The organism is Chryseobacterium sp. Marseille-Q3244 (assembly GCF_940807095.1).
GTDB lineage: Bacteria > Bacteroidota > Bacteroidia > Flavobacteriales > Weeksellaceae > Chryseobacterium.
This window is the reverse complement of sequence record NZ_CALNWX010000006.1, coordinates 139,945-152,627: the sequence shown is the minus strand read 5'-3', so window position 1 is coordinate 152,627 and position 12,683 is coordinate 139,945. Positions and strand designations below refer to the sequence as shown.

General features: G+C 35.7%; 7 protein-coding genes. 4 read left to right on the top strand and 3 right to left on the bottom strand.

The annotated features are described in order from the left end of the window. Positions 1 to 201: 201 nt before the first annotated feature. From NBX25_RS12730 to NBX25_RS12720, 3 genes are read left to right on the top strand one after another with little or no spacing between them, the layout of a single operon-like run. On the top strand, positions 202 to 5,229 hold the full coding sequence (locus NBX25_RS12730; protein WP_250253879.1) for a translocation/assembly module TamB domain-containing protein: 5,028 nt from the start codon (positions 202 to 204) through the stop codon (positions 5,227 to 5,229). Next, entirely contained in the window at positions 5,229 to 7,556 is a 2,328-nt protein-coding gene (gene tamL, locus NBX25_RS12725) for a translocation and assembly module lipoprotein TamL (protein WP_250253878.1), read from the top strand. The genes NBX25_RS12730 and tamL overlap by 1 nt, the downstream gene beginning before the upstream one ends. A gap of 1 nt (position 7,557) precedes the next feature. Continuing rightward, the gene (locus NBX25_RS12720; RefSeq protein ID WP_250253877.1) at positions 7,558 to 8,493 is read left to right on the top strand and encodes a YihY/virulence factor BrkB family protein; all 936 of its coding nucleotides are present in this window, start codon (positions 7,558 to 7,560) and stop codon (positions 8,491 to 8,493) included. A gap of 57 nt (positions 8,494 to 8,550) precedes the next feature. Here the strand turns inward: NBX25_RS12720 and argS are convergent, their stop codons facing one another. Continuing rightward, entirely contained in the window at positions 8,551 to 10,311 is a 1,761-nt protein-coding gene (gene argS, locus NBX25_RS12715) for an arginine--tRNA ligase (protein WP_250253876.1), read from the bottom strand. A gap of 163 nt (positions 10,312 to 10,474) precedes the next feature. Here argS and NBX25_RS12710 point away from each other — a divergent pair, with 163 nt between their 5' ends. Continuing rightward, positions 10,475 to 10,630, top strand: coding sequence for a bacteriocin-like protein (locus NBX25_RS12710; protein ID WP_165602249.1), 156 nt, complete (start codon positions 10,475 to 10,477; stop codon positions 10,628 to 10,630). Between the two features lie 85 nt (positions 10,631 to 10,715). Here NBX25_RS12710 and NBX25_RS12705 read toward each other — a convergent pair whose 3' ends face one another. Both NBX25_RS12705 and NBX25_RS12700 read right to left on the bottom strand, forming a co-directional pair. Next, positions 10,716 to 11,159: a lipocalin-like domain-containing protein gene (locus tag NBX25_RS12705; RefSeq protein ID WP_250253875.1), complete on the bottom strand. Its 444-nt coding sequence runs from the start codon at positions 11,157 to 11,159 to the stop codon at positions 10,716 to 10,718. 60 nt (positions 11,160 to 11,219) lie between these two features. Continuing rightward, positions 11,220 to 12,680, bottom strand: coding sequence for a SusD/RagB family nutrient-binding outer membrane lipoprotein (locus NBX25_RS12700; protein WP_250253874.1), 1,461 nt, complete (start codon positions 12,678 to 12,680; stop codon positions 11,220 to 11,222). Between the last annotated feature and the right edge of the window lie 3 nt (positions 12,681 to 12,683).

The window sequence follows — 12,683 nt, the reverse complement described above, 5'->3', positions numbered from 1 at the left end:
ATTAAAAAATGATTTAAAAGGGGGCTTTTTTTAAATACAATCCACACCTTGGCTCGTCTTACTCAACTATTCACTTGACAACTACACAACTAAAAATTCCATAATAAGGCAGCCAAGGCAGGATTTTTGCATTCATAAGGGATACCACAACAAAGACAGAATAAAATAGTATTATTATCTTTGTTAGAAACCTTCTCACTTTTGAAACTGAAAATCAACACTAGCAAACTTTTAAGGCGTATTGCAATAACCTTTATTTCAATATTGGTTCTTCTTACCCTGTTGATCCTAAGCCTAAGACTTCCAGCCGTTCAAAACTTCATCAAAGACCGATTGATTGTTTACCTGGAGAAAAAAATTAAAACCAAAGTAAGTCTGGAGAGAGTCTACATTGGCTTTCCTAACAGTCTTGTGATGGAAAATCTCTACCTCAAAGGCCAGGATGTAGATACTCTTTTAGCCGTAAAAAAGCTGGATGTGGGTTTACATATGCTTAAGCTTATCAACTCTACTGCAGATATTACCTCTGTAGATATGGAAGGTGCCCGCGCCAACGTAGTCAGAAAACCGGATGGCAAATTCAATTTTGATTATATTATTGATGCCTTTGCGAGCAGTGATAAAGAAGAAAGTTCTTCCAAGCCTTTCATTATTTCTCTGGATAAAATCAATTTAAAAGATATTGGGGTTACCTTCAATGACCAACAGTCGAAGAATGATATTAATCTCTATTTTAAATCGTTTGATACCAGGGTCAAAAAATTCGACCTTAATAAAAATACCTACGCTGTCAATGATATTAATCTTGATGGGTTAAAATTAAAACTGAAACAGGGAATTGTAGAAGAAGTTTCTAAGAAGGTGGAGAAAAAAGTAGATTCCCTGAATCAAAAAAAACCGATGAATATTGGGTTGAGAGGAATCAAACTGACTCACTTTGATATTGATTATGGTGATGAAAACACCAAAACCTATGCTAAAGTTTTATTCAAAGAATTAAGTACAAAGGTCAACAAACTTGATCTTGAAAATAATGCTTTCAACGTTGGAAATGTATTCCTTTCAGGAGCAGATATCAATGCTAACCTTTATCTTCCTGCTCAGAATGCCAATCCAAAAAATAAAAAAGAACCTGAAGTTTCAAAAGTTTCCGAGCAGGATAAAGCAATGAGCCTTCTGTTAGGAAAACTGGTTTTAAATGATGTAAAGGTAGCCTACAATAATACCGCAATTGCCCCTACCAAACAGGGAATAGATTTCAACCACCTGAATTTCTCCAAAATGAATGTTGAGGTGAGAAGTTTTAAAATGGAGAATAATACTTTCGCGGGAACAGTTAATTCAGCAGAAATTCAGGAAGCAAGAGGACTGGATATTCAAAAATTCAATACGGATTTTGTGTATGCTGAAAAAGAAGCTTATCTGAAAGATCTGTACCTACAGACTCCAAAGACTTTATTACGCGATGAGGTTATTTTAAATTATAATTCCATCGATCAGCTGACTTCAAATTTAGGCGCAGTAAAAATTTCTGCCAATATCAAAGATTCAAAAATCGGATTTTCTGATATTTTAAATCTGGTTCCTACTTTAAAAAATACAGTTCCATTCAATAAATATCCAAACGCCATCCTGAATGTTAATGCCAATGTGAAGGGAAGTGTTAATGACCTTTTCATTCAAGACTTAAAAGTTTCAGGACTGGATCAATTGAGAGTGAATGCATCCGGAAGAGTTAAAAATGCAATGAATCCCGATCAGTTGTATTACGATCTGAGAATCGGAGAATTTTCTTCTAACGCTAAGACGATTTTCAATTTAGTTCCAAAGAATACGATTCCTTCTAATATTTCTCTTCCTTCAAATTTCAGTGTCAAAGGAAATGCCAAGGGAACTACAAAAATGGTCAATACAGACCTTAACCTCTACTCTACCCTTGGAAATGCAGCTATTGTTGCCAATGTGGATATGCGTAGAAAAAATCATGAATTATATGATGTAAAAGCTAACCTTCAGGGTATACAGGTTGGGAAAATCATTCAAAATAAAGACATTGGCCCTATCACAGCTCAGATTTCAGCTAAAGGAGAAAGCTTTGATTTCAAAAATGCCAGGGCTAACTTGAATGGACATGTTGCTTCCGCCGTGTACAAAGGGTATCGATATCAGAATATGAACTTAACAGGTAAGATCAATAAAGGGGCTTATGATGTTATTTTAAATTCAAAAGACCCGAATGCTGATTTACTTTTGACAGCATCGGGAATTTATGATGAAAAAAATCCTACCGTAAAAGTCAATGGGGAGGTGATCAAATTAGATGTCAACAAGCTTGGCTTCTACGAAAAACCAATGATCCTGGCCGGAAAAATAGATGGAGACTTTACAAGTCTTGATCCGAATAATCTGAATGGTTATTTAAACCTTAAAGATTTTGCTTTTTCTGATACCAAAGAAGTCTATCCTGTACAGGAAGTCAACCTGAAAGCCTCTTCTACTACAGATTCTACACAGATTATTTTCAACTCTCAGATTGCAGATGTTGAATTGCAGGGTAAATATAAACTTACACAGATCTTTGGAGCTTTAACGCAGACCATTAATCAGTATTATCAGTTCCAAAAACCGGATAAAACGCAAAAAATTACTCCGGGACAACATTTTACCTTTACGGCAAAGATTAAAAATGATGATCTGATCAGAAAATTTGTACCGGATCTGAAAAGTTTTGAAACCATTAATCTGGCAGGAAACTATGATGCCGATTCTCAAAAAATTGAAATTGATGGTCAGATTCCTCAATTATTATATGGTGAAAATACGATTGAAAAAGGAGCTTTAAAAGTAACTAATGAAAATCAGGCATTACAATATAACCTGAATGTTGCAGCTTTAAAAAGTTCAAGTTTTTCACTGAAAAAAATTAACATTGACGGGGATGTTGCTGATAATACCATCAACTATAATATCACAACTAAAGATGATAAAGATGCTACTCAATTCCTGATTGCAGGACATGCAAAATCACTTAACGACATTACAGAAGTTTCCCTGAATCCAAACGGTTTAAAACTAAACTACAGCGATTGGAATGTTGCTGAAAACAATAAAATCCAGATCAGCAGCAAAGGAATTTTGGCAGATAATTTCACGTTGAGCAATGGTGCAAGTGAAATTTCTATTCAGTCAGAAAGCAATAGCCCAAGTAGCCCTTTGAACATCGCTCTGAAAGATTTTAAAATCGAAACGATTACAGAACTTATCAAAAAAGATACGGTTCTGGCTAGAGGAACCATCAACGGAACAGCCCAACTTCGGGATGTGATGAAAAATATGACTTTCACCTCTGATTTAAATGTTTCCAACCTTATTGTTTATGGAAGTCCTGTTGGAAATCTGGCTGTAAAAGTAAATAATTCTTCACCGAAACTTTTAAATGCTGACATCGCCCTTTCCGGAAACAATAACGATGTAAGAATTCTGGGTGATTACAATACTGCTTCCAGCTCTTTTGACCTGAATATGGCGATCAATCAACTTCAGATGAAGAGTATCCAAGGATTCTCTATGAATGCCATTACCAATACAGAAGGTTATCTTTCCGGAAACCTGAAAATTACGGGAACAACAAGTCAGCCGAATATTCTTGGAAAAGTAAAGTTTAATGATGCAGGATTGGAAATTGCAAAAATAGGAAGCGACTTCAGAAACCTGAATGATGAAATTGATTTTACCAACCGAGGTATTGAATTTAATAATTTCAAGATCAAAGATAAGGATGGAAATGCTCTGGTTGTAGATGGGCAGGTTCTTACTCAAACTTACAGAGATTTCGCATTTAATATGAACGTCAATGCCAAGGATTTCAAGGTAGTGAATTCACAGAAATCAAACGACGCTATGATGTATGGAGTTCTTGCGATTGACGCAGGTCTCCGTATCCGTGGAAACCTGGACTTACCAAAAGTAGATGGAAGACTGAGTGTTGCAGATAATACAGATTTCACTTTTGTTCTTCCTCAATCTAACCCTTCATTACAGGAAAGAGATGGAATTGTAGAATTTGTGGATCAGGATCAGGTGGTTTTAAACAAAACAATTAAAACAGATTCCCTGGATGCCCAAAGCCGTATTAAAGGAATGGACGTAAGCGTCAATATCGAAGTAAGTAAAGAAGCAAAACTATCCATCATCATTGATAAAGCCAATGGTGACTTTGTACAGCTTCAGGGAGAAGCGGAATTAACCGGAGGTATTGATCCATCAGGAAAAACAACATTGGTAGGAGTCTATGAAGTCAACAAAGGAAGTTATGATCTTTCGGTAAGTTTCCTGAAACGGAAATTTGATATCCAGAAAGGAAGTACCATCACCTGGACAGGAGAGCCTACAACCGCTATCATGGATATTACAGCGGTATATAAAACTGAAGCTGCTCCAATTGATCTCGTAGAACAACAGATCAGTGGTGAGAGTGCTTCCACAATGAATCAATATAAGCAGAGAATACCTTTCAACACCCTATTAAAAATGAAGGGAGAGCTGCTGAAACCGCAACTGACTTTCGATATTACCACGGAAGAGAAAAACAATGCGGTATCCTCTAATGTTAAGGATGTTATTGATCAGAAACTGGCTCAACTTAGAACTCAGGAATCTGAATTGAATAAACAGGTGTTTGCTTTACTGCTCCTAAACCGTTTCATCGGCGAGAATCCGTTTGAAAGTGGTGCCGGAATGTCTGCGGAAACTATGGCAAGACAGAGTGTGAGTAAAATTCTTTCTCAGCAATTAAATAATCTGGCATCTGGACTTATTAAAGGAGTAGATCTTAATTTTGGATTGGATTCTTCGGAGGATTATTCCACAGGACAAAAAAATACCAGAACCGATCTGAATGTTGATATCAGTAAAAAATTATTGAATGACAGACTGAAAGTAACCGTCGGAAGTAATTTTGGATTAGAAGGACAGGCCCGTCAGAATGAGAATATGACGAATATTGCAGGAAATGTCTCTGTAGATTATAGTCTGTCCAAAGATGGAAGATATATGTTGCGAGCTTATCGTAAAGATGAATATCAGGTAGCTCTTCAAGGGCAAATCATAGAAACCGGAGTTGGATTTATCATTACTTTAGATTATGACAAATTCCGTGAGATTTTCCAAAAATCCAAAGAGAAGAAGCCTAAAAAGAATCAAAACAACCAAGTGGTAGAATTTAAATAATGAGTACTATATTTCCAACATACTGTAAATATCTGTTGATTTCCGGATTAGCTTCGGCAGTAGTTTCCTGCAGCAATACAAGGTTTCTGAAAGAAAACCAGATGCTGTATACAGGCGCTGAGGTAAAGATTGATAGTGACACTATTTCCAAAAAAGAAAAAAAGGATCTTCAGGCTGCTTTAGAAGCGAACCTTACTCCTAAACCAAATTCTACATTTTTAGGAATGCGTCCCAAGCTTTATTTCTACAATATTGCGAAAGAACCTAAAAAAGACAAAGGGTTTAATTACTGGCTTAAATATAAGATGGGTGAAAAACCTGTATTATTGGGAGATGTAGACCGTGAGTTTAATAAAGACATCATTGAAAACTATTCTGAAAACAAAGGATATTTCAATGCCCGAGCCACCTATGATACTGTTTCAAAAAATAAAAAAGCAAAGGTTATTTATACCTTAAAGCCAGGTGCGAGGTATCTGATTGATGGTGTAAAATTTCAAAAAGACTCTAGTCTTGTTAATCAGGAAATTCAGAATGTAGCCGGAAAAACACTTCTTAAAAATGGAAGACCATTTGACCTGGATGTTATTAAAGCAGAAAGAGAAAGAATTGATAACAGGCTAAAAGAAAAAGGATTTTATTATTTTCATCCGGATAATATCATTGTACAGGCAGATAGTACCGTCAATAAAAACCATAAGGTAGAGTTGAATGTAAAGCTTAAGGAAAACACTCCTGATCTGGCGACTCAACAGTTCAGCATTGATAAAGTTATTGTATTCCCGAATTATAATATTCAGGATGTAAAAGCTGGGAAATACAGCGTTCCTATGAACACAGATTCTTTGAGCAAATATGCATTTGATGATATTTACGTCATTGATCCGCAGCATAAATTTAAACCTAAAATCTTCGACAGAGCTTTATACTTTAAAAAAGGAGATCTTTACAACCGTTCCAATCACAATCTTACCTTAAACAGGTTGATTAGTTTGGGAGTATTTAAGTTTGTGAAGAATGAATTTGTAACTTCGGATTCTTTGAATCATAAATTTGACGCTTATTATTTATTAACTCCAAGACAAATTCAGTCTTTACGTCTTGAAGCATTAGGAAGAACCAACTCCGCCAACTATGCCGGTAGTGAACTTAACCTGAACTGGACACATAGAAATTTCTTTAGAGGGGCAGAACAATTTAAAGCTGCCATTTTTGGAGCTTTTGACTTCCAGATGGGGGGCGCTCAGAATGCGAATAATATCTTCCGCGCCGGAACTAATGTTCAACTTTCCATACCAAGAATTGTGGCACCGTTCCGCTTTCATTCTTCCAGTGAATTTGTTCCCAGAACAAATATTACATTAGGATATGAATTCCAGAACAGAACCCAATATTATACGCTTAATAATTTTACTGGTTCATTTGGATATGTGTGGAAGGAAAATGCCAGAAAGGAACATGATCTGAAAGTAATTGATATCACTCTTGTTTCACCACAAAAGGTTACTGCAGAATATGAAGCCATTGCAGCGACTAATCCTGCAATGAAGCGAATTGTTGAAAAACAGCTTATTTTTGGTCCTACTTATTCGTATACTTATACCAATACTATGTTTCCGAAAAAGAATACCTTTTATTATAAAGGAACTCTTGATCTGGCAGGAAATATCACTGGCTTGGTGACAGGGGCTAATGTAAAAGAAGATAAGCAAAAAAAGATTTTTGGAGTTCCTTTCAGCCAGTACGCTAAGATTGAAAATGACTTCAGATTCTACCATAAATTCACGGAAAAATCGTCATTGGCAACAAGAGTTATTGCAGGAATTGCTTATCCATACGGAAATTCAGAATTTGTTCCTTTTTCCAAGCAATTTTTCTCCGGAGGAAGTAACAGTATCAGGGCCTTCCGTGCAAGAACATTAGGACCGGGAAGTTTTGACCCGAGAACAATACAACAGGGTGCTTATTTTGATCAATCCGGAGATATTAAATTGGAATTAAATGCAGAATATCGCGCCAACTTATATAAATTTTTAAACGCAGCAGTCTTTGTGGATGCTGGAAATATCTGGTTATTGAATAGTGATCCAGACAGACCGGGAGCTAAGTTTTCAAAAGACTTTTTGAATGAAATTGCTGTAGGAGCCGGAGTTGGTCTAAGACTTGATTTCTCTATCCTGATCTTAAGATTAGACCTGGCTATGCCATTGAGAGTACCTTACTATGAGAAGGGAGACAGATGGGCCTTCGATAAAATCAATTTCGGAGATTCAAGCTGGAGAAAAGATAACCTTGTTTTAAATATTGCCATCGGATATCCTTTTTAATATGATTAATAATGCTAAATTTTTCTGGGAAGTTTTAAAAGAAACCTTTACTGAGTGGAACAGTTCTTCTGCATCCAAAGATTCAGCGAGCCTGGCTTATTATGCCATTTTTTCTATCCCGGGATTATTAATTATTATTATCTGGGTATTGGGTAACTTCTTTGGTGAAGAGGCTATCCGTGGACAAATCAGCACTCAGATCAGTGGGATTATGGGACCTGATGTAGCCAAAAGTATCGAAGGAATGCTTGCCGGAGCCTTAATTGACAAAAAAAATATCTTCATGAAAGCTGTAGGAGTAGGAGCGTTGGTTTTTGGTTCTACTACTCTATTCTTCCAACTTCAGCATACCTTGAATTCTCTTTGGGATGTGGAATCTGCACCAAAGAAAGCCTTGCTTAAGTTTTTACTGGATAGAGCCAACTCCTTAGGAATGATCCTGATTCTTGGATTCCTCCTTATGATTACCATGATCCTTTCTTCATTAATCAGCCTTTTTAATACAATCATCACCCAATATTTTGGATTTGAAACGTATCTACTTGTTGAGGTCGTCAATTTTTCCATCGGATTTGGCCTTGTCATGCTTTTATTTGCCCTAATGTTTAAAGTCCTTCCGGATGTACAAATCACCTGGAAATCTGTTTGGCGAGGTGCTTTTTTAACAACAACATTATTTACGCTGGGGAAATTTTTACTGAGTCTTTATTTCAATCAGTTTAAACCTACTTCAGCATTTGGAGCTGCCGGAACAGTAATTTTAATCATGATGTGGATCAACTATTCTTGTATGCTCATATTTTTTGGTGCTAAGTTCACTAAAGTATACACCTATAAAAAAGGTTACAAAGTTATTCTCTCTAAGCATGCAAGATGGACTCCTGCAAAACTCTATGCGGATAGTTTGAAGCAGATGCATGGTGAGAAAAGTGAATGATTATTGTGCACCTATCATTAAAATACAAAAAAGCCTCCTGAAATCAGGAGGCTTTTTTTACATTCTGTTTACTGTTCCAATTCCCAGTAATTCTAACGATTTTTTGATCGTCTTTGCTGTAAGGTCTGATAAATTCAGACGAAATTGTTTAATATTTTTATCATCCTGATTCAAAATAGGATTATTCTGATAGAATGAGTTATAAGATTTTACAAGGTCATACACATAGTTAGCCACCAAAGCAGGGCTCAATGTTTCTGCAGACTTAGCCACTATTGTTTTAAAGTTAGCCAATTGCATAATCAATTCTTTCTCAAACTGATTCAAAGTTACATCAGCAGTTTCTGCGTATGCAAACTCTGCCTTTGTCAACAATGACTGAATACGAGCATAGGTGTACTGAATAAACGGTCCTGTATTTCCATTAAAATCAATACTTTCTGCAGGGTTGAAAAGCATTTTCTTCTTAGGGTCCACTTTCAGCATGAAATACTTTAAAGCTCCCAAACCTACTGTTTCATAAGATGCTTCTTTATCTTCTTCAGAAAGAGATTCAAGTTTTCCTAGTTCCTGAGCTTTAGATTTTGCGGTTTCATACATTTCCTGCATTAAGTCATCCGCATCTACTACAGTTCCTTCACGTGATTTCATTTTTCCTTCCGGTAATTCAACCATTCCGTAAGAAAGGTGGAATAACTGATCTGCCCATTCATATCCTAATTTTTTCAGGATCTTAAATAAAACCTGGAAGTGATAATCCTGTTCATTACCTACGGTATAGATAAGCTTTTGGATATTGTTCTGCTTAAAACGTTCCACAGCCGTTCCTAAATCCTGAGTCATATATACTGAAGTACCATCAGAACGTAACAATAGTTTTTGATCAAGTCCTTCATCTGTAAGATCACACCAAACAGAACCATCTTCTTTTTGGTATAATACTCCTTTATCCAAACCTTCTTGGATAAGATCCTTTCCCAAAATATAAGTATTGCTTTCATACTGAACCTGATCAAAGTCAACCCCTAGTCTTTTATAAGTATCATTGAATCCTTTGTATACCCAGGAATTCATTTCTGCCCAAAGACTTCTTACCTTTTCATCCCCATTTTCCCAATCCAGAAGCATTTTTTGAGCATCTTTCATTACCGGAGCATCTTTTTTAGCTTGTTCTTCGGTTACTCCCTGGTTCACAAGTTCGGCAATCTCTTTCTTATAGTTTTTGTCAAATTCTACATAGTAGTTTCCGACAAATTTATCTCCTTTAGTATGGGTTGTCTCAGGCGTTGCTCCATTTCCAAATTTTTCCCAGGCCAACATTGATTTACAGATATGAATCCCTCTGTCATTAATGATCTGAGTCTTGATAACATCATAACCCGCCTCTTTTAAGATCTGAGCCACGGAAAACCCTAACAGGTTATTTCTGATATGCCCTAAATGCAGCGGTTTGTTAGTATTTGGGGAAGAATATTCCACCATTACGGTAGCATTTTTCTTATCTATTGTTGAAAAACCATTGTGAACAGATCTAAAGTTATCTACAAACAGTTGATTTTTAACTTTAACATTAAGGAATCCTTTAACCACATTAAAGCTTTCGAAAAGATCCGTCTGCTCTGTTAAAGCTTCTCCTAATTCAACCCCGATACTTTCTGGGTTTTTCTTCAATTGTTTTACCAACGGAAAAGTAACGATTGTAAAGTCACCTTCAAATTCCGTTTTATTTTCCTGAATTTCCAGATTGATGTCTTTTAACTGAAATACATTTAAAATGACCTCTGAAAGTTTTTGTTCTATAATATCTTTAATATTCATCTCAAAATTTAAAGTACAAATTTAGTGAAATTAAAAAGACAAGTCTATAATGCAAAGACCTACATTCAATTATTTGATGATTTTTTTGAACAATTATTCTGAAAACCAAAATCTTATCTATATTTTCCATATATTTATTACAGTCATCAAACAAAACTTTATCATGAAAAATCTAAAAAAAATCACTAAAACTGACCTTAAAAAAATTACTGCCGGAAATGCACCATGCTGCGAACCATGGGGAAGATGTCCTGATGGGTACAAACAATGCCAGGAATGGGGAGCTTGTGTGCCTAAATCTGTAAATTGCGGTGGATAAAAAGAGGTCATAAAGATCTCTTTTTTTGTATCGATACAAAAAATAAAAACCGCCCTCGGGCGGTTTTTTAATTATCATAAGATTTTTATCCTTTTCTAAAAACTAAAGTTCCGGTATCATTTCCTGGTACTCCATCTAAATTTTTATTATTATCCCGAATTCTAAGTTCAGTTTCAGAATATGATTCCACTTCTTTTCTCAAAGTTTTAGTTTCAGTTCCTTCTGTATAAGTAAGAATCAGAACATTATACAATTTGTCATAACTCCATTTTCCGCTATAAGAATCTACTAAATTACAATTATCACTAGCCATTTCATATCTCCCATAATTTCCGGAATAATCCGCATTAATTACTAACTGTCCTTTCCCTTCACAGTCATTTAGAGCAATAGGCTTTCCTCTAAATTCATAATTAGAAGGCTTCCAGGACCCAGTTATATTTGTATTATCCACTACTGTAGGAGTATCATCATTACTTGAACATGAGACCATTCCGACCAATAAAAGAATTCTAATAAAATTTTTCATAATTAAGTATATCTATATCCAGATTAATGACAAATGCCAATAACTTGAATAATAATTAGTTTAGTATTTATCCCAGAAGAGTTTTGTTGAAACCTTATCCCCTCCAATTTTTGCAGCTGCCGCATTCACATACTTAGAATTCACAAGATATTCATCCTGAGAATATTTCATTCTGATTGGAACTGCCTCTACTCTTGAATTTGATGGATTTACAAAGACTGGAAAATCTAATCTTCTTGCAAAATTCCATGCTTGGAATCCCTTATTAAACATAGCAACCCATGATTGGAATCCTACAGACTTCTTCCAATTAGTCGCATCATACGGAGTTGCCGCAACAATTGCATCTGCAGCAGTAATATCCATTCCATATTCTGTTACTGAAGCCTGAATGGCCATCTTATACAAATTAGCCGCAGTATCTCCAACATTAAAATTTCTGGCAGCAGCCTCTGTTTTTAAAAACATAATTTCTGTATAGTCCAGTAAGAACCCTTGTGCATTTTCATTGGTAATTGCATCTGTAAAGTGCGAAAATAAACCAAAAGTATTAGTTTTAGCATATTTTCCTCCAACATAATTTCCTTCATATAGTGTAAACCAAACCGCTCTTCTTGGATCGCTCGTTGAGTTCATATAGTTAACTAAAACATCTGAAGGTAAAAAGTCATTTCTACCAGACTGGATTACATCCTGATAAACAGGGTTAGATAACAATCCTGAAGGGAAAGTCTGAAGTCCGAAATTATCACTCTTATCAGTGAATAACCCACCGCTATACGCTGCTTCAGCATAAGTTTTAGCAAGAGCTGGTTCTACGTCTGACAATGTAACAGCCATTCTAAATTTCAAAGAATTAGCCATTTTTTTCCATTTAGTCATATCTCCTTTATAAATCAGATCTTTATCGTATCCTCTTACAGAAGTATCCATCATAGCAAGAGCTGCATCAATTCTTTTGATAAGATCCAGATAGATTGTTTTAGCATCATCATAAGGAATTTCTGCATTACCAGGATTTTCAGCTGTAGCTTTTAATGCTCCAAAATAAGGAATATCTCCAAATGTATCTACTAAATTAGCCCAAGCATACACATTCACTAATTCTATCATGGCTATATTATTCTTTTTCTGAGCAGGACTTACATCTTCTGCATCAAGAAATCTTCTTGCATCTCTCAATGCGGACAAAACTCCCGGAGAATTTACCGTAGCTGATGAAGAAGCCATCATACGATTGTAATGATTGGTAGGAATTGGTCTTGCTACCATATCATATCTTGTTTCGTCAATATATGTTGTTTCTGACCACTGTTGAGTAAAGAAACGAGTAATATTACGGTTAACGTTAGGAGTTAATAATTGGTCAAGAAGGGCTTGTTCAGCACTTGCAAAAAGTACTCCCGAAGGAACTTCTGTTGGGTGTTTTGGGTCTTCATTCAGGGAAGTAATATCTCTTTCACAAGAGGTAAATGTTAACGTCAATGAAGCCAAACCTATCATTAAAAATATTTTTTTCATTTT